This is a genomic window from Deinococcus sp., from assembly GCF_030523985.1.
Lineage (GTDB): Bacteria > Deinococcota > Deinococci > Deinococcales > Deinococcaceae > Deinococcus.
Window position 1 is genome coordinate 1 of the sequence record NZ_JAUNHK010000037.1, and the last position, 17,633, is coordinate 17,633.

Here is a 17,633-nt window from a genome sequence, read left to right on the forward strand (position 1 = left end):
GAGACGGCCTATTTCCGGGGTGCCCTGGCGCTGCACGCCCTCCGCAAGCAGGTCGGAGACGCCGCTTTCCGGGCTTTCCTCCAGGAATATATGCAGACTTTCAGTAATCGGGCTGTCACCACTGCCGCCCTGCTGGAACTGGTGCGCTCTCGCCTGGGCCAGGGTGCCGAAGCGACGTTGCGCCAGTGGGTCGAAGCAGCCGAGTTGCCACCACTGCCCTGAACTGGACTGTCAGAACAGGTAGCCCAGCCCGATTCGCGCTCCAGCTCTGGGTTCGACCCTTTCGTGAAAGTCGGTCAGCAGCCCGGCGTGGGCTTCCCCGAAGAGGTTCAGGTGCCGACTGACCGGGATTTTCAAGCCCGCTATAGCATGCGGGTAGACGGAAGGATAAATGAGCACCACATCGCTCGACGTGTTCACCAAAAAGAGGCCACCGACTCCGGCACCCAGATAGGGCTGGGCTTTCGTAAGGGTCTGGACGGGGAAGGATTTCAGGTAAGCCGCTTCCACACCCAAGCCGCCTTCTTCGCGTGAGGAGACGTAGCTCACGCCGACACGCGCGTTGTCGTACTGAAACGAAACTTGCGAGGAGGGCCAGCCGATACCGAGGCTGACTTCTGCGGCTGCGGCGAAAGTGAAAGAGGACAAAACAATCGTCGTCAGGATTTTCTTCATGTCCGCCTGCCAGCATAACCGGTGCCCAAAAGCAAAACCCCCGCACTCGGCGGGGATTTCTTCTTGGTGCGAATGCCCAGACTTGAACTGGGGACCTCACGCTTATCAGGCGTGCGCTCTAACCAGCTGAGCTACACTCGCGCCCCTCAATTGCTCTTTGCCGTTCCATTCGGTCAGGCGGGGAACAAGATAACAGTGGTGGCCTGCCCTGTCAACGGGGCCAGCAAGCTGGACACCGGGGAGGGGCGCCCTTGACCCTTCCCCAGGCCGGGCGTTACCTTCTGCCTAAGCTCCCGCAGCGGAGCCACCCACTTCAGAGCGCCCGAGAGACCTGGCTCGACGACGGCGCGGCAACCGGACCTCATCACGTCACGGTGCCAAGGCCAGCCCCCTGAGCGTGTCAACGATGAACCGCCGGGCGGGACCAAGCGGGAAGGCCACGCGGATGACGATGTTCGGTGCTCCTTCTCGATACAGCGAGAGGGGCCTTGCCGTATCTGGCGCCCCCGGATCTTTCGACCCCGAGGAGCCCACATCATGACCGATGCCACCAAACTGCACTTCGACACCCTGCAAGTCCACGCCGGGCAGCGGCCCGACCCTGTGACTGGGGCGCAGCAGACGCCCATCTACGCCACCAATTCTTACGTCTTCGAGTCGCCGGAACATGCCGCCGACCTGTTCGGTTTGCGGCAGTTCGGCAACATCTACAGCCGCATCATGAACCCCACCAACGACGTGTTCGAGCAGCGGGTAGCGGCCCTGGAAGGTGGCGTGGGCGCTCTGGCGGTGTCGAGCGGGCACGCGGCGCAACTGCTGACCATCCTGACGCTGGCGCAGGCGGGCGACAACATCGTGTCTTCGCCCAACCTGTACGGCGGCACGGTCAACCAGTTCCGCGTGACCCTCAAGCGGCTAGGCATCGAGGTGCGCTTTACGGGCAAAGACGAGCGCCCCGAAGATTTCGCCGCGCTGATAGACGAGCGCACGCGGGCCATGTACCTCGAAACCATCGGCAATCCGGCGCTCAATATTCCCGATTTCGAGGGCGTGGCGAAGGTCGCCCACGCGCAGGGCGTCGCCGTGATCGTGGACAACACTTTTGGCGCGGGCGGGTACTACTGCCAGCCGCTGCGGCACGGGGCCAACATCGTGACCCATTCGGCCAGCAAGTGGATTGGCGGGCACGGCAACGGCATCGGCGGCGTCATCGTGGACGGGGGCAACTTCGACTGGGGCAACGGGCGCTACCCGCTGATGACCGAGCCTTCGCCCAGCTACCACGGCCTGAAGTTCTGGGACACCTTCGGCGAGGGCAACGGCCTGGGGCTGCCCAATGTCGCCTTCATCACCCGCGCCCGCACCGAGGGGCTGCGCGACCTGGGCACCACCCTCGCGCCGCAGCAGGCGTGGCAGTTCCTGCAAGGGCTGGAAACCCTCAGCCTGCGGGCCGAGCGCCACGCCCAGAACGCCCTGGCGCTGGCGCGTTGGCTGGCGCAGCACCCCGACGTGCGGCGCGTGACCTACCCCGGCCTGAACAACCACCCCCACTACGACCGCGCCCAGACCTACCTGCCACGCGGGGCGGGCGCAGTGCTGACCTTCGAACTCAGCGGAGGCCGGGCAGCAGGCGAGGCGTTCATCCGCTCGGTCAAACTGGCCCAGCACGTCGCCAACGTGGGCGACACCCGCACGCTGGTCATTCACCCCGCCAGCACCACCCACAGCCAACTGGACGAAACGACCCAGACGGCAGCGGGGGTCACGCCCGGCCTGATTCGGGTGTCGGTGGGCATCGAACATATTGACGACATCCGCAAAGACTTCGCGCAGGCGCTGGCGGGCGAAGGAGAAGAGGCATGACGGCGGCCCTGGCAGAATGTTCGCCCGCCGCGCTCCCTGAGCCGGACTGTTCGGGCGAGACACAGACGGTCACGCTGTTTCGGCATCACCCCCTGCTGCTCGACTGCGGGCGCGTGCTGAACGACGTGCGGGTGGCCTTTCACACCTACGGCGAGGCGCGGGAAGAAGCCACGCTGGTGCTGCACGCCCTAACGGGCCACAGCGCCGTGCATGAGTGGTGGCCCGACTTTCTGGGCGCGGGCAAGCCGCTCGACCCCCGCCACGAATACATCGTCTGCGCCAACGTGCTGGGCGGCTGCTCGGGGACGACCAGCGCCGCCGAACTGGGCGACCCGCCGCTGACCCTGCGCGACATGGCCCGCGTGGGCCGCGCCCTGCTGGACTATCTGGGCGTGCGCCGCGTCAAGGTGGTCGGCGCGAGCATGGGCGGCATGCTGGCCTACGCCTGGCTGCTGGAATGTCCCGATCTGGTGGAGCGGGCAGTGATTATCGGCGCTCCGGCGCGGCACTCGCCCTGGGCCATCGGGCTGAATACGGCGGCCCGCAGCGCGATTCGGGCGGCTCCGGGCGGAGAAGGCCTCAAGGTCGCTCGGCAGATGGCTATGCTGAGTTACCGCAGCCCCGAGAGCTTTGCCCAGACCCAGGCAGGCGAGCGGGTGCCGGGCGTGCCGGCCATCACGTCCTACCTGCACTACCAGGGCGAGAAACTGAAGGCCCGCTTCTGCGAGCACACCTACTGCGCCCTGACCAGCGCGATGGACGCTTTTCAGCCCAGCAGCGCCAACCTGAAGGCCATCCGGGTGCCGGTGCTGGTGGTCGGCATTTCCAGCGACGTGCTGTACCCCGCCGCCGAGGTGCGGGCCTGCGCCGCCGAATTGCCCCGCGCCGAATACTGGGAACTGGACTCGGTTCACGGCCACGACGCCTTTTTGATGGACCCGCAGGACCTTCCCGAGCGGGTGGCGGACTTCCTGCACCGTTAGGACAGACTCCCAACGAAATCACAATTCTGCCCGCCCGTTCCCTCGCCTAAGCTACGGGCATGAGCATAAAAGACAACTTCACTTCTGAAGAGTGGCTGAGCATCATGACCGCCCCAGGCCGCGCCGGAGCCGCCGTGGTCGCTGCCAGCCCCAGCGGTCTGACCGGACTGGTCGCCGAGGCCCAGGCGATTGCCGCCGCAGTGCGCGCCAGTGTCAGCAGCACGCCCCGCACCCCGCTGATGGAAGCGATGGCCGCCGAACTGATGGGCACGCCGCCCGACCCCAAGGACTTGCCCAAGGAAGACACCCGCAACCTCGAAGAAGTCAAGGAGCGCAGCGTGCAGGCCGTGCGTCAGGCCGTGTGGCTGGTGAGCAGCAAGACCAGTGCCGAGGACGCCGCCGCCTACCGTCAGATGCTGCTCAAGGTGGCCGAGAACACCGCCAACGCCGCCAAGGAAGGCGGATTCCTGGGCATCGGCGGCGAGCAGGTCAACGACAAGGAACGCGCCGTCCTGGACGACCTGCGCCGCGTGATTGAGGGCGACACCAGCACGGCTGCGCCCAGCGTGGCGGCTCCCGTCACCCCCGCACCCGACGGCAGCGGCAACAGCAACTGAGTTCTGTCTTCTTTGTCCCCGGCTTCTTTGTCCCCGGCTTGCAGGTCGGGGGCTTTTGCTGCCGGGTCGCTGCGCTAGACTCAGTCCATCTGCGGAAGGTGACTGGCGCAAAGTGGGCCAAAACCACAGGGGAGCTTTCCGAATATCAGTGACCGTGCGCCTGGGTCGGACGTTTCTCGCACAGGCGGGGGCGTCCCTTCTTTCTGGAGGAACTATGGCAACAAAACGTGCCCTACTTTCGGTGAGTGACAAAACAGGCATCGTTCAGTTCGCGCAGGAGCTTCAGGCGCGAGGCTGGGAACTGCTCAGCACGGGCGGCACCTTTGCGGCCCTGCAGGAAGCGGGCCTCAGCGTGCGGCAGGTCAGCGACATCACGGGCTTTCCTGAAATGATGGATGGACGGGTCAAGACCTTGCACCCGGCGGTTCATGGCGGCATCCTGGCGCGGCGCGGCACGGCCCACATGGACGAACTGGCGGCGCAAAATTTTGGCACCATCGACCTCGTGTGCGTCAACCTCTACCCCTTCCGTGAGACGGTGGCGCGCGGCGCACCCGACGCCGACGTGATCGAAAACATCGACATCGGCGGCCCCGCCATGATTCGCTCGGCAGCCAAAAACCACGAGTCGGTGCTGATCGTGGTTGACCCCGCCGACTACGCGCTGGCGCTGCAAGACGAGATTTCGCAGGCCCAGCGCCGCTACCTCGCCGCCAAAGCCTATGCGCACACCAGCAGCTACGACGCGGCGATCAACGCCTATCTGTCGGGCCAATCCGATCAGTTGCCCACCCAACTGCCTGGGACGCTGGACTTGCACCTCACGCGCACGGCCCAGGTGCGCTACGGCGAAAACCCCCACCAGCCCGCCGCGATTTACCGCTGGGGTCAGGCGCGTGGCCCCGTGCTGGACGCGCAGGTGGTGGCGGGCAAACCGATGAGCTTCAACAACTACGCCGACGCCGACGCGGCCTGGAGCCTCTGCCAGGACCTCGCCGCGCAGGAGCAGGGCGCGGTGTGCGTGGCGGTCAAACACGCCAACCCCTGCGGCGTGGCCGTTGCGGAGAACGTGGCGGCGGCCTGGGAACGTGCCCGTGATGCCGACACCCTCAGCGTGTTCGGCGGCGTGGTGGCGGTCAGCCAGCCCGTGGATTTCGCGGCGGCTCAGAGCATGAAAGGGACCTTCCTCGAAGTGCTGATTGCGCCCGACGTGACGAGCGACGCGATTGAATGGTTCGCCGCCAAAAAGCCCGACCTACGCGTGCTGATTGCGGGTCAGGCCGAGGGCGTCAGCGTGCTGGACGTGCGGCCTCTGGCAGGCGGATTCGCCGTGCAGGAGCGCGATACCCGCCCCTGGGACGACCTCTGCCCCGAAGTCGTCACCAAGCGCCAGCCAACGGAGCAGGAGTGGCAAGACCTCCGTTTCGCCTGGGCCGTGGTCAAGGGCGCACGCTCCAACGCCGTAGCGATTTGCAAGGGCGGCGTGACCGTGGGCCTCGGCGCGGGCGCGGTCAGCCGCATCTGGGCCGCCGAGCGTGCGGTGCAGAACGCAGGCGAAAAGGCGCAGGGCGCGGTGCTGGCCTCGGAAGCCTTCTTCCCTTTTGACGACGTGGTGCGCCTCGCTGCCAGCGCGGGCGTGACGGCCATCCTGCAACCCGGCGGAGCCAAGCGCGACCCCGAAGTCATCGCCGCGTGTAACGAACTGGGCGTGAGCATGGTGTTCACGGGTTCGCGGCACTTCCGGCACTGAGGGGAGGCGTGGCAGACATGACGAACACGCAGGCCGCCCCCACCGTTCTCCTCGGCAAACCAATTGCCGACCAAGTGATGCGGGCGGTGCGGGCCGACCTGCAAAACTGGGCCGCCCTGGACCAGCCGCTTCGGCCCCGGCTGGTCAGCGTACTGGCTTCCGATGACGAGGCGTCGCAGGTCTATGTGAACAGCAAGGAGGCCCGCGCCCGCAGGCTGGGCGTGCAGTTTCAGGTGGTGAACCTCGGTGCCCAGGCGACCCAGGAAAAACTGGAACAGACGCTGCGTGACCTCTCGGCAGACCCGGAGGTTCACGGCATCGTGCTGGAACTGCCGCTGGCGAAGGGCCTGGACGCCGACGCCGCGCTGCTGCACATCGCCCACCGCAAGGACGTGGAGGGGCTGACCCCGGCCAACCTCGCCCTGATTGCCGCCGGGCGGGAGCCCGAAGCCCTGCTGCCCCCCACGCCGCGCTCTATCCGGTTTCTGCTGCGTCAGCAACTCGGTGACGACCTGCGCGGCCTCCGCATCGCCGTGGTCGGGCCAGGGCGCACGGTGGGCCGCCCGCTGCTGTTCATGCTGAACAACAAGGGCGCGACAGTCACCCTGTGCAACATGTACACCCGGAATCTGGCGGACGTGCTGGCCCAGCAAGACGCCGTGGTGGTGGCGGTCGGCAAGGCTGGGCTGCTCAGGCCCGAACACGTCCAGCCGCATCACGTGGTGGTGGACGCCGGAATCAACGTGCAGGAGAGCGGCGACATGGTGGGAGACGCCACGCCCGACCTCGCCGTGCGTGCCCAGACCCCGGTGCCCGGCGGCGTGGGGCCGCTGACCTCGGCGCTGATGTACCAGAACCTCGTGCGGGCGGTCAAACTGCAACGCGGCGAACCTACCGACGACCTGATTCTGCTGTCCGGAGCGGCCCAGACGACCTCTCAGACGACCTGAAGGCGCTCAGCCCCCCTCTACCGGGGCGGGCTCGGCGTGCCGCGCACTCTTGTCCCAGGTTTTGCGCCCGGTGAAGTAGTGCTTGTAGGCCATCGGCAGGCTCAGGAACAGGGCGAAGCCGTACACGGGCAGGCTGGCGAGGGTAAACAGCACCCGGCCTGGCGACAGCTTGTTCTCGACCTGATAGCGGGCCACCCACTGAAGCTGCAACCCGATGTTGATGACCGTGATGATGAGGCTGGTGGTCGCGTCCAGCACAAGCCCCTCTGCGCCCATCAGCCAGCGCACCGGCTGCATCAGCAGCGAGGTGACAATCACGGCGTTCATCCACGGGCTGATGACGAAGTAGGTGAGGTCGAGCCGTGCCAGCAGCGGCATGGGCGAGCGCCAGAGCTGGGGCAGGTACGGCGCGCACTGCATGGTGCCCTGTGTCCAGCGCGCACGCTGCCGAGAAAAGCGCGGCAGGTCGGGGAGCCCCTGCTGGGTCACGGCGTGTTCCAAAAAAGCCATGCGGTTTTGCTTGCGGGCCAGTCGCATTTCCAGACCGCTGGCAAAATCTTCGCTGAGGCAGTCGGGCCAGGGGGCTACTCCCCGCGCCAGTTGCCCCGCCAGATAGCTGGCCCGCATGAACTGCCCGTTGCCGAACAGCCCCACCGAATGCCAGCGTTCGCGCAGCAGTTGCACGTGCCGCACGATAAAGAACTCCAGGTCCTGCTGCTGCTCCAGCATGCGCCCGATGACCGTCTTGGGCGTTAGCTTGACCACGCTGGGCCGAATTTTCACGCGGGCTTGGGCACCCATCACGTCAGGGTCGGCCAGAGCTTCCCGGGCTTCGGGAATGAGACCCGGCGTCACCCGTCCGTCGGCATCCACCACCACAAAAATCTCGCGGGACAGGTCGGCCTCCGCCGCTTGTCGTGAACCCAGCACCTGAGAAACGGCCCAGTTCAGAGCCTTGCCCTTGCCTTCGCGGGCCTGTGGAAAGGCGCGGCGCAGCAGGCTGACTTGCGGGTCACGTGCCCCCAGTCCGGTCACGATGGCGGCGGTGTCGTCGTCGCTGGCATCGTCGATGACCACCACTTGCGCCTCGGGCACGGTTTCGCGCAGGTTCTGCACCGTGGCGGCAATCACCTGCGCCTCGTTGAGGGCCGGAATCAGGAAAGTGAAGCGCAGCGACAGGTCAGGCGTGCGGCGACGCCGGGGCGTGGGCAGCAGCGCCGCCACGATCATCTGAGCGAAATACAGGCCCAGCATCACCAGGCCACTCAGGTCGAGGAAGGTCAGAAATCCATGCAGTAGGTTCAAGGGGGTCACTCCAGGGGCAGGCCAGCGGCCTTATAACCGCCCACTATGCACCCTGAGAGGCGTACCCGACTAGACGCCCTGACCCTCTGCACACGTCGGGCACTGCCCGTAGAGCGTCACCTCATGCGCCTCGACGATAAAGCCGCCGGGATAGACCGTGCCGCTCGGCAGCGCGACGGGGCAGGTGTGCAGCGTGAACACCTTGCCGCAGCGGGTGCAACTGAAGTGGTGGTGGTGGCCCTTGCCCGTCGCCTCATACAGTGTTTCACCGTCGAGCAACACGGGATGAATGCGGCGCTGCTCGGTCAGAAGCTTGAGGGTGCGGTAGACCGTCGCTATGCCCAGGCGGGGCAACTCGGCCCGCGCCCGTTCGTGGATATCGCCCACCGCCAGTGGCCCCGGCGCTTCTTCCAGAAGGCGGGAAATCACATCACGCTGTCGGGTGCTGCGGCTGACCGTCATACAGGCCAGGGTAGCACCGTCACGGCGAGCAAGTCCTGGCAACACGAAAAAGCCGCCCCCCGAAGGAAGCGGCCCCGAAATTCACCGAAGACTACAGGTTGGGATTGGCCTTCTGGTCTTCGCTGATGGGCGTGCCCTGGGCCTTGGCTTCGACCTTGCTGTCAGGAATCGGCACCACGCCGGGGTGAACGGGGTTGGCGGTGTAGTGAACCCCCGCCGCTGCCGACTGGGTCTGTGCAGCCGTCGCTGCCGCGTCCTGGGCCAGCGCTGCCGTGGGACGGTCCTGGGCAGGCACAGTGCTGGCGGTGCTCGCTGCCGCCACCGAGCTGGCGCGGGCGGCGGGAGTGGACTTGGTGGCCCCCTTGGGCTGACCGGCCTTGTCGAGCAGGCCGTTCGCCACCGATTCGAGCTTGGGCGCAAGCACCTTGTCGGTCAGCATCTTGACCGCCATGGTGCCGAGGGTGGCGACCAGCGCGCCGCCGAGGTCGTTCTTGCTGCCTTTTTGCTTCTGCTGGGCCTTGACGAACGCCTTCTGGTGCTTGACCGGGCTGTGGGCGTCCACATAAATCTTCTTGGAGCGGCGGAACTGACGTCCCACCAGCAGCCCCAGCACCGCACCGACAGCCGAAGCGCCGCCGAGCATCTTGAGCGGTTCTTTTTCGACCTGCACGCGCAGGCTGGCCTGTTCGGTCAGGCGGTCCACGCTGGCCTTGAGACGCTCGCGGGCTTCTTCCTGTTCGGTCAGGTAGCGGATGTCGCTGCCCTGGCCCACACGCACTTCACCAGACACCACCGGGGCGTCATGGGTGACGGTAGGCTGGGCCTGGATGGTCAGGGAACGGTCTTTGCTGTCAGCCATCTTCAGTTGCCTCCCTTGGTGGCCGTGTCGGGCACGTCCAGACCCTCGCGGCGCATGTCCTCGATGTAGGTGGGCGTGGTGCTGACGGCGATGCCCGGAGCGTCACGCAGGACGACGGGGTTTTGCAGGTTGGGGTCGTGGTCGTGACCGTGGCCTTCGAGCTTTTCGTTCAGGCGGTCGCCGTACATCTTGGCGCGTCCGTCCACGTCGCTTTCGTAGACGCGCTGGTTGCCCTGGGTCTGTGCGCCGGGCTGGGCATCGCCGTAGAAAGTGGTGGCCGGCACGCTGGCGGCGGCTCCGGCACCGGGAACGTCGTACTTGAGCGAGGTGGCAGGCACGCCGCTCTTGCCCGCGTCGGCACCCGCGCTCGCCGTGGCACCTTTGAACTCAGGCCCGTTCAGGTCCACCGGACGGCGGGGCATGCCGGTGTCCACCTCGGCGCTGAGCTTCTTGAGGCCCATGAAAATCAGGGCGCCCGTGATGGCGAGGCTGACCAGGGCAATAATCAGGGCCGCTGCCCAGGCCGCCAGACCCAGACGCATCAGACCGTAGAACACGGCCAGAATCAGGAAAATCAGGCCCAGCACCAGCGGCCCCAGCGCGGCCAGCACCAGCACGATGCCGACCCCTTTGGCCTTGGCGAGTTCGCTGACCTTCTTGGCCACGGCATTGATTTCAGACTTCACGAGAACGACGCCAGCGTCGAACACTTCGACCAGCGCGCTTCCCATACTCTTGCGTTCTTCCATTGCTTCCTCCAGGCTCTTGCCGCCCATCGCGGGCAGCTTCTTTCCTTAGCATAATGAAAGAAACGTCCGCACACCGTCACCCCAAAGGAAACGTCAATCTCTCACTCTCCAACACGACTCTGTAAGCGAGTCCGAGGTCTGGGCCTCCCCCTGTCTCTTAGACTGGCTTGAGGCCTTTGATTGTGACTGACCCGCCCCTTTCTCTCCCCGCTGCCGAGTTGCGCCAGCCCCCGGTGGCACAGGCGGTCCGGTACTGCCAGGCCATGACGCGCGAACACAGCAAAACTTTTTACCTGGGGTCGCAACTGTTCGCGCCGCAGGAGCGGGCCGCTGTCTGGGCCGTGTATGCCGCCTGCCGCAGCGGGGACGACATCGTGGATGAGGGAGAGGGTGAGGACGCGCAGGAAGCGCTGGGAGCGTGGTGGCACGCCGTCGAAGCGGCTTTTGCGGGCGAGGCGAACGGCTCCCTCTGGCCCGCGCTGGCCTGGGCGGTGGAGCGTTATCCCGTTCCCCAGTCGGCCTTTGCCGAGTTGCACGAGGGACTGAAAATGGACCTGCGCGGGCACGTCTACCGCGACATAGACGACCTGCTGCTGTACTGCCGCCGGGTGGCGGGCGTGGTGGGCTTTATGATTGCGCCCATTTGCGGCTACCGGGGGGGCGAAAGCACGCTGGAACACGCCCTGAAGCTCGGTCAGGCCATGCAACTGACCAACATCCTGCGCGACGTGGGCGAAGACCTGCGCCGGGGCCGGGTTTATCTGCCCGAGTCGCTGCTGCGCGAGTACGGCCTGGGCCGCGCCGACCTGGAACGCTACCAGGCGGGGGAGCCGCTGGGCGACAATTACCGCGCCCTGATGCGGCACCTGACGGGCCTCGCCCGCGAGTGGTACGCCGCCGGACGCGCCGGGATTCCGCTGCTGCGCGGGCGCGGGCCACTGGCTGTGCTGACTGCCGCCCACGCCTATGAAGGCATTCTGGATGACCTTCAGCGGGCCGGATTCGATAACTTCAGCCGCCGCGCCCATGTCAGCGGGCGGCAAAAGCTGCTGCTGCTGGCCCGCGCCTGCTGGCAGACACGTCAACAGGCCGCGCTCATCCGTTCCTGACCCTCCACATTTTCCTCGCTTCTTCAGAGGTTTGACCTATGACTGCTGACCCTGCTTCTCACCGCAAAACCGCCCTGATCATCGGCTCGGGCTTCGGTGGCCTGTCCCTCGCCATTCGCCTGCAAAGCCTGGGCTTCGACACCACCGTACTGGAACGGCTTGACGCCCCCGGAGGCCGCGCCTATCAGAAGCGCACACCCGACGGTTACGTGTTCGACATGGGGCCGACGGTCATTACCGTGCCACATTTCATCGAGGAATTGTTCGCACTAGAACCGGGACGCGCCCACCTCGACGCCCCCGACTACCCAGCCGAGGTGCTGAGCGGCGAGCGCGTCCGCGAGGGTGTGAGCGGCGGCCCGCGCACCAGTGAATACGTAAAGCTGGTGCCGATTCTGCCGTTTTACCGCATCGTCTTTCACGACGGCAGCTATTTCGACTACGACGGCGACCCCGACAGCACCCGCCGCCAGATTGCGGCCCTGGCCCCCGAAGACCTGGCGGGCTACGAACGCTTTCACGCCGATGCCGAGGCGATTTTCCGCCGGGGCTTTATCGAACTGGGCTACACCCACTTCGGCGACGTGCCGACCATGCTGCGCGTGGTGCCCGACCTGCTGAAGCTGGACGCGGTGCGCACGCTGTTTTCGTTTACGTCCAAATATTTCCAGTCCGACAAGATGCGGCAGGTCTTTTCCTTCGAGACGCTGCTGGTCGGCGGCAATCCGCTGAGCGTGCCCGCCATCTACGCCATGATCCACTTCGTCGAGAAAACCTGGGGCATCCACTACGCGATGGGCGGCACTGGGGCACTCGTGCGCGGGCTGGTGCAGAAATTCGAGGAACTCGGCGGGCAGATTCGTTACGGGGCCGGGGTGCAGGAGATTCTGGTGGACGGACGCCTGCCCGGACGGCGCACGGCGCGGGGCGTGCGGCTGGAAACTGGCGAGGAACTGCGGGCCGACCTCGTGGTGAGCAACGGCGACTGGGCCAACACCTACCTCAAGCGGGTGCCCAGGGCGGCGCGACTGGTCAACTCTGACCTGCGGGTGCGGGCCGCGCAGCAGAGCATGAGCCTGCTGGTCGTCTATTTCGGCTTCCGCGACGATGGCGAGGCGCTGCCGCTCAAGCACCACAACATCCTGCTGGGGCCGCGCTACGAAGCACTCCTCACGGAAATTTTCGGGAAAAAGGTGCTGGGCGAGGACTTCAGCCAGTACCTGCATGTGCCGACCCTGACCGACCCCGCGCTGGCCCCGGCAGGGCACCACGCCGCCTACACGCTGGTGCCCGTGCCGCACAACGGCAGCGGCATCGACTGGGCCACCGAAGGTCAGAAGCTGGCCGAGCGGGCGCTGGCCGACATCGAAGAACGCGGCCTGATTCCGCGCCTGCGCGAGCGCCTGACCCATTTCGAGTTCGTGACCCCCGACTATTTCGAGGGCACGCTCGACAGTTACCTGGGCAACGCCTTCGGGCCAGAGCCGCAACTCGTCCAGAGTGCCTTTTTCCGCCCCCACAACCGCAGCGAGGATGTCAGAAACCTGTACCTCGTCGGGGCCGGAGCGCAACCCGGCGCGGGCACGCCCAGCGTCATGATGTCGGCCAAGATGACGGCACGGCTGATTGCCGACGACTTCGGGATTCACCCGGACATTCGGAAGTAGGCCATGGGCCGTGGGTTTTGAGCGGCAACCCGCAGCCCACGGCCCTCAACTCAGCAGTTCGGCGTAGTCGTCGTCTTCGTCTTCCACGTCCTGCGCGTAGGGCAAGGTCATGAAGAACTCGGAACCCTGACCGCGCACCGACTCGACCCAGATGCGCCCGCCGTGCTGCTCAATGGCCATTTTGCAAAAGGCGAGGCCCATGCCCGTGTCGAAGCGCCCGTGCAGGGTCAGGCGGCTTTGTTCGAAGGCGGCGAACAGGTTGGGAATGTCCTCGGCGGGAATGCCTTCGCCCTCGTCGCGCACACTCAGCAGCACGTGACTCGGCTGCGGGCGCACGCTGACGGTCAGGCGGCTGCCGCTGAGGCTGTGCTTGAGCGCGTTGCTGATGAGGTTCGCCAGCACCCGGCGTAGAATTTCGGGGTCGGCGTCCACCGGACTCAGGTCTTTGGCGACCTGCACCGAGAGTTGCCGCTCGCGCAGGCTGCTGCCCACGTCGCCGCACGCCTGCTCGATGATTTCCTCGAACATGGGGCTGAACAGGAGTTCGCGGCGCAGGTTCATCTTACCCGCCTGAATCTTGCGAACGTCCAGCATGTTGACCGTCAGGTGCAGCAGGTGCTGGGATTCGTCGTGGCACAGCCGCAGCAGCTCACGCGACTCGCCCGAAAGCGTCGGGTCGTCCTCGACAATCTGGAGCAGGCCCATCACGGCGGCAATCGGATTTTTGAGGTCGTGGACCAGCATGTGAACCAACTGGTCGCGCACCTTTTCATCGTGTTCCCAGGTGTCGAGCCGCCCCTGCACCGTGGTCAAGCGTTCCTGAAGATGCAGCAGTTGCCCGGTGCGGCCCAGCATGTTGCGAATCTGGGCCGCCATCGCCGCTGGTGGGGTGGTGTCGGACATCAGGGCGTCGGCCCCGACGCTCAGCAGCGCCCCCAGCCCCTGTGAACCGACAGCCAGCCACTGGGTCGCCGCCAGTTCCGAACGCTGACGGAGGATGCTCAGAATTTGCGGCAGGGGCGTTCCTGTCACCCGGTCGTGCAGCACCACCACCTGCGGCACCTGAACATGGGATTCGCGCAGCAGCCGCTCGCCGTCGACCAGCCAGCGCACCTCGGCCTCACGCAATTCCGCTGCCAATGCCGAAGCCTGGGCTGCGTCCGGTGACACGACGAAGATGGTGGGAGGAGAGGAGGCGGCAGGCGGCATGACTTGAATCCAGTCTAGCCTCCCGGCGACGCGCCTTTCTGTCTGCCCTCTGAAAGGAACGCTAGTCAACTTTTAACGGAGACCGACCTGTTCAGGAAGCGGCGCGGGCCAGCAGCAGCGGGGCCAGTCCCAGCAGTTGCAGCCCCAGCGCGGGCAGCAGCGCCAGCAGACCGACCCAGACGGCACGCGGCGTCAGCCCGCGCAGCGCCCGCGCCGCCAGCACGCACTGCGCCACCGTGCCCAGCAGACTTGCCGCGATCAGGGCCAGGGCCGCCGGGGTCTGGGCTGCCGCTGCCAGGGCCGCCCGTTGCAGCAGCAGAGGCTGTCCCTGCGCCGCTGCCACCTGTCCCGCGTCCAGCGCCCAGGCCGCCGCCGGGGTCAGGAAAACCAGCGCCAGAACGAGGACATTGAGGAGAATCGGCAGGGTAAAGGTGGCCGCGAAGACCTGGGCGACTGGGACGGCAGCTGCGGGCGACGCCGCCGTTCTGGTCGCCAGCCGCCCCAGGCCCCACATGACGCCGAACGTCAATACCGTCAGAAAGACGTTGCCGAACGCGTTCCCCACATGGGTGAGCAGCGGCGGAGTGAACTGTGCGGCCTGCCCCCCGGCCCGCGCCGCCTCGGCCGCCAGATTGACGCCGGGGCGCAGCAGCAGCGCGTAGCTCAGGCCCGACAGCAGGGCCGCGAGCGCCACCGCAGGCCAGTAGTGCCAAGGCGGCACACCCGAGGCCGCCACCGCCGCGCCGAACGGCCCAGGCCGGGAAAGCACTTCGGCGGCAAGGGGCGCTTCGGGAGCGGGGGGTGGCGTGGGCCGCGAACGTGTGCGCGAGGACGAAGAAGCGGGCATGGCCGGACTCTAGAGCATGCGGCAGAAACCGGGCCGCCCTCAGGGAACGATGTTCGGCTTGCCCAGCAAGAGTTGCTGCACGGCAGGAAAGGTCAGCAGCGCCTGGGTCACCCCAAACAGCACGATGACCACGTAAGGCAGGCTCAGCCATGGACCGGGCGCGGCACGTTCGCGGGGGTCGGGGCGCGGGGTCAGCCACAGGTGCAAGACCGTCAGCACCGCCGCGCCGAACAGCAGGGCCACCAGCGCGGCGGGTAGCCGCATCGCTCCCGCGTTCAACAGTTCGGCGGTCTGGTTCGTGGTGCTCGGCAGACGGTCGAGCAGGAAAAGTCCCAGGCCGACGGCCAACGTGTTGTTCAGTGCGTGGACGATGACCGCGTCCCACAGGCTGCCCGAGTGCTGCACCAGCCGGGCCATCGCGTAGGCCAGCGGCACGATCCCGGCGATGCTCACGGGTGCGCCGTGGGCCAGCGCGAAAGCCACTGTGGTCGCCACAGCCGCCACGCCGAAACCTGCCGCCCGCTCCTGACCGCGCAGCATCAACCCGCGAAAGGCGATTTCCTCGACGACCGGAATCAGCAGCCCTGCCGTCAGCACCAGCGGCACGATGTCCCAGCCCTCCGAGCGAAACTGCGGCGCAGCGTCGGCACTGCTGGGAAACAGCAGGACATACGCCAGCGCAAACGCCCTGGACGTCAGAAACGCCAGCACGAACACCCCCAGCGCCAGACCCCAGGACGGTGGAGTGCGCCAGCGAGTATCGGCAAAGAGGGCCTGCAACGTGGGCCGAAAGGCCAGGAACGCCACCAGCACCGTCACGCCGAAGGTGACGAGCAGGGAGAGGCCCAGCGGCAAGCCCAGCCCCACACGCAGCGGTTTGCCGTCAACCGTCACCCAGATTCCGGCGCAGAAGGCCGATACCAGCAACTGGGTGGCGAGCAGGCCCAGGGCCGCACGGTTGCCTTGCAAGGCGCTGACCTGCGGCTCCTGGGCCGGGGTCGAGACGGGCGTACCGGGCAGCGGCTCAGGGGCAGGCGAGGGGGGCGGCACAGTCATTGGCGACAGGGTAGCGTGCCCCCGCCGCGTTCCGGGTCAGGTCACCCGGAGCGGAGCCAGAATCGCGTATTTGCGGCGCAGCGCCTCCAGATGCTCGGTCAGGGCGGGGCGCTGCTCCTGGGAAACCAGGGCCAAAAGTGCGCGTTCCAGGTGCGTAAACTGCGCGGGCAACACCGCGCCGTAGGGCTGCCCAGCACAGGCCGCCGCCGAACGCAGCAGTTCCTCGCTGCCCAGCCCGACCACCTGCTGCGTGCGGTTCAAGAGTTCCGTCCACAGCAATTCCTGCATGAGTTGCTGCTCGGCATCCACCGAAATCACCCGCAGCAAAGCCCAGCCGTGTTCCAGCGACTTTTGCCCCAGCGAGAGGCAAATGGAAACGGGGAGGTCGAGCTTCCCGGCCACTTCTTCCAGGGTGCGCCGACCATCGCAGAGCTTCAGCAGGCGGCGACACCAGTAACAAGGCACCTGGAGACCGGAGACCGGCTCGATCACACTGGACGCGACGACAAGGGTGGTAGAAGCAGAGAGCATGAACGGGATTCCTCCTGCGCGGGGGAACAGGGCGAAAAGAACTGAGAGACGCAGCAGCGCCTCGGCCCCCATCAACGTAGTGGACACCCTCTGACACGGCGCTTACCCGGCAAAAGGGCAAACCGCGCCCGCCCGGTGGGCTTCGTCGTGGTTTCCGGGGCCTGCCCCACCCCCATCTGGGGGCAGAAACCTCTGATTGTGGGGAGCGGAACGGGTTAGGCTGCTCGGCGTGGCACAGCAGGCAGCATCTTTGAGACAGGCAAGCCAGCGGGCAGAAGACTGGCCGCTCGACGTGGTCGTCTTCGACCTGGAAACGACGGGCCTCTCCCCCGCCAAGGACGGCATCGTCGAAATCGGGGCGCTGCGGATCGTCGGCGGGCAACTCGACGAAACCCTCAAGTTCGAAACCCTGGTGCGCCCAACCGACGCCGAGGGCCGCATTCTCCCGATTCACTGGCGTGCCCAGCAGGTTCACGGCATCAGCGACCAGATGGTGCAGTCGGCCCCCACCATCGCGCAGGTGCTTCCCGAATTTCTGGACTTCGTGGGCGACTCGGCGGTGGTGGCGCACAACATCGGGTTCGACGGGGGATTCATGCGGGCCAACGCTGCCCGCCTGGGCCTGAACTGGCGACCCGCCGCCGAACTCTGCACCGTGCAGCTTTCGCGCCGCACCTTTCCCGGCGAGCGGGCACACAACCTGACCGTGGTGGCCGAGCGCCTGGGCCTGACCTTCGCCCCCGGCGGACGCCACCGCAGTTTCGGGGACGTGCAGGTGACCGCGCAGGCCTACTTGCGAATGACCGAGCGGCTGCGCCAGGGTTAAGTACATCGCACCTCACACTTCGCATTCCCGGTTCGACGTGCTCCTTTCAATACTCGGTTCGCCCGGTTCATCTCAAGATGAGCTTCGACCTCCTTAGCGTCCGGCCTGCTCACGCGGCAAGAACACGATGGCGTTGGGCACCGGGCGGCTCCAGACCGTGTTCAGGTAGCCACCG

The 17,633-nt window shown here is 66.5% G+C and carries 18 protein-coding genes, 1 tRNA gene and 2 riboswitches; of the genes, 9 read left to right on the forward strand and 10 right to left on the reverse strand.

The window, feature by feature from the left end:
* A partial coding sequence (locus Q4C89_RS07280; RefSeq protein WP_303101946.1) for a M1 family aminopeptidase occupies positions 1-222 on the forward strand: 222 nt, incomplete at its 5' end.
* Between the two features lie 9 nt (positions 223-231).
* On the opposite strand, the gene Q4C89_RS07285 is transcribed toward Q4C89_RS07280, so the two are convergent.
* Together Q4C89_RS07285 and Q4C89_RS07290 are read right to left on the reverse strand one after the other, a co-directional pair.
* Positions 232-675, reverse strand: a complete 444-nt coding sequence (locus Q4C89_RS07285; protein ID WP_303101947.1) for a hypothetical protein — start codon at positions 673-675, stop codon at positions 232-234.
* A gap of 64 nt (positions 676-739) precedes the next feature.
* Positions 740-816 (reverse strand) — tRNA-Ile (locus tag Q4C89_RS07290).
* A gap of 165 nt (positions 817-981) precedes the next feature.
* A riboswitch (SAM riboswitch) is annotated at positions 982-1,076 on the forward strand.
* 136 nt (positions 1,077-1,212) lie between these two features.
* Here Q4C89_RS07290 and Q4C89_RS07295 point away from each other — a divergent pair.
* From Q4C89_RS07295 to Q4C89_RS07315, 5 genes are all read left to right on the forward strand, one after another.
* The gene (locus tag Q4C89_RS07295; protein ID WP_303101948.1) at positions 1,213-2,538 is read left to right on the forward strand and encodes an O-acetylhomoserine aminocarboxypropyltransferase/cysteine synthase family protein; all 1,326 of its coding nucleotides are present in this window, start codon (positions 1,213-1,215) and stop codon (positions 2,536-2,538) included.
* Positions 2,535-3,521: an alpha/beta fold hydrolase family protein gene (locus Q4C89_RS07300; RefSeq protein WP_303101949.1), complete on the forward strand. Its 987-nt coding sequence runs from the start codon at positions 2,535-2,537 to the stop codon at positions 3,519-3,521. Before Q4C89_RS07295 ends, Q4C89_RS07300 begins: the two co-directional genes overlap by 4 nt.
* A gap of 59 nt (positions 3,522-3,580) precedes the next feature.
* The gene (locus tag Q4C89_RS07305; RefSeq protein ID WP_303101950.1) at positions 3,581-4,138 is read left to right on the forward strand and encodes a hypothetical protein; all 558 of its coding nucleotides are present in this window, start codon (positions 3,581-3,583) and stop codon (positions 4,136-4,138) included.
* An 88-nt stretch (positions 4,139-4,226) separates the two neighbouring features.
* Positions 4,227-4,311, forward strand: a riboswitch (ZMP/ZTP riboswitch).
* Between the two features lie 41 nt (positions 4,312-4,352).
* On the forward strand, positions 4,353-5,888 hold the full coding sequence (gene purH, locus Q4C89_RS07310) for a bifunctional phosphoribosylaminoimidazolecarboxamide formyltransferase/IMP cyclohydrolase (protein WP_303101951.1): 1,536 nt from the start codon (positions 4,353-4,355) through the stop codon (positions 5,886-5,888).
* Between the two features lie 17 nt (positions 5,889-5,905).
* On the forward strand, positions 5,906-6,838 hold the full coding sequence (locus Q4C89_RS07315; protein WP_303101952.1) for a bifunctional 5,10-methylenetetrahydrofolate dehydrogenase/5,10-methenyltetrahydrofolate cyclohydrolase: 933 nt from the start codon (positions 5,906-5,908) through the stop codon (positions 6,836-6,838).
* Between the two features lie 6 nt (positions 6,839-6,844).
* Here Q4C89_RS07315 and Q4C89_RS07320 read toward each other — a convergent pair whose 3' ends face one another.
* The 4 genes from Q4C89_RS07320 to Q4C89_RS07335 form a co-directional block, all read right to left on the reverse strand.
* Positions 6,845-8,143 carry a glycosyltransferase family 2 protein gene (locus Q4C89_RS07320; protein WP_303101953.1) on the reverse strand — a complete coding sequence of 433 codons (1,299 nt, stop codon included), beginning with the start codon at positions 8,141-8,143 and terminating at the stop codon, positions 6,845-6,847.
* A 69-nt stretch (positions 8,144-8,212) separates the two neighbouring features.
* Positions 8,213-8,605, reverse strand: a complete 393-nt coding sequence (locus Q4C89_RS07325) for a Fur family transcriptional regulator (RefSeq protein WP_303101954.1) — start codon at positions 8,603-8,605, stop codon at positions 8,213-8,215.
* Between the two features lie 91 nt (positions 8,606-8,696).
* Positions 8,697-9,464, reverse strand: coding sequence for a hypothetical protein (locus tag Q4C89_RS07330; protein WP_303101955.1), 768 nt, complete (start codon positions 9,462-9,464; stop codon positions 8,697-8,699).
* 2 nt (positions 9,465-9,466) lie between these two features.
* Positions 9,467-10,213, reverse strand: a complete 747-nt coding sequence (locus Q4C89_RS07335) for a phage holin family protein (protein ID WP_303101956.1) — start codon at positions 10,211-10,213, stop codon at positions 9,467-9,469.
* Between the two features lie 263 nt (positions 10,214-10,476).
* Here Q4C89_RS07335 and Q4C89_RS07340 point away from each other — a divergent pair, with 263 nt between their 5' ends.
* Positions 10,477-11,322: a phytoene/squalene synthase family protein gene (locus Q4C89_RS07340; RefSeq protein WP_303101969.1), complete on the forward strand. Its 846-nt coding sequence runs from the start codon at positions 10,477-10,479 to the stop codon at positions 11,320-11,322.
* Between the two features lie 38 nt (positions 11,323-11,360).
* Complete coding sequence (gene crtI / locus Q4C89_RS07345) at positions 11,361-12,989, forward strand: phytoene desaturase family protein (RefSeq protein ID WP_303101957.1); 1,629 nt, start codon at positions 11,361-11,363, stop codon at positions 12,987-12,989.
* Positions 12,990-13,034: 45 nt separating this feature from the next.
* Here the strand turns inward: crtI and Q4C89_RS07350 are convergent, their stop codons facing one another.
* The 4 genes from Q4C89_RS07350 to Q4C89_RS07365 all read right to left on the reverse strand — a co-directional run bounded on the left by Q4C89_RS07350 (position 13,035) and on the right by Q4C89_RS07365 (position 16,632).
* The gene (locus Q4C89_RS07350) at positions 13,035-14,198 is read right to left on the reverse strand and encodes a sensor histidine kinase KdpD (RefSeq protein ID WP_303101958.1); all 1,164 of its coding nucleotides are present in this window, start codon (positions 14,196-14,198) and stop codon (positions 13,035-13,037) included.
* A 91-nt stretch (positions 14,199-14,289) separates the two neighbouring features.
* Positions 14,290-15,045: a hypothetical protein gene (locus Q4C89_RS07355; RefSeq protein WP_303101959.1), complete on the reverse strand. Its 756-nt coding sequence runs from the start codon at positions 15,043-15,045 to the stop codon at positions 14,290-14,292.
* Between the two features lie 39 nt (positions 15,046-15,084).
* The gene (locus Q4C89_RS07360) at positions 15,085-16,101 is read right to left on the reverse strand and encodes a CPBP family intramembrane glutamic endopeptidase (RefSeq protein ID WP_303101960.1); all 1,017 of its coding nucleotides are present in this window, start codon (positions 16,099-16,101) and stop codon (positions 15,085-15,087) included.
* Between the two features lie 36 nt (positions 16,102-16,137).
* On the reverse strand, positions 16,138-16,632 hold the full coding sequence (locus Q4C89_RS07365) for a hypothetical protein (protein WP_303101961.1): 495 nt from the start codon (positions 16,630-16,632) through the stop codon (positions 16,138-16,140).
* 250 nt (positions 16,633-16,882) lie between these two features.
* Here Q4C89_RS07365 and Q4C89_RS07370 point away from each other — a divergent pair, with 250 nt between their 5' ends.
* Entirely contained in the window at positions 16,883-17,458 is a 576-nt protein-coding gene (locus Q4C89_RS07370; RefSeq protein WP_303101962.1) for a PolC-type DNA polymerase III, read from the forward strand.
* The last annotated feature ends 175 nt before the right edge of the window (positions 17,459-17,633 follow it).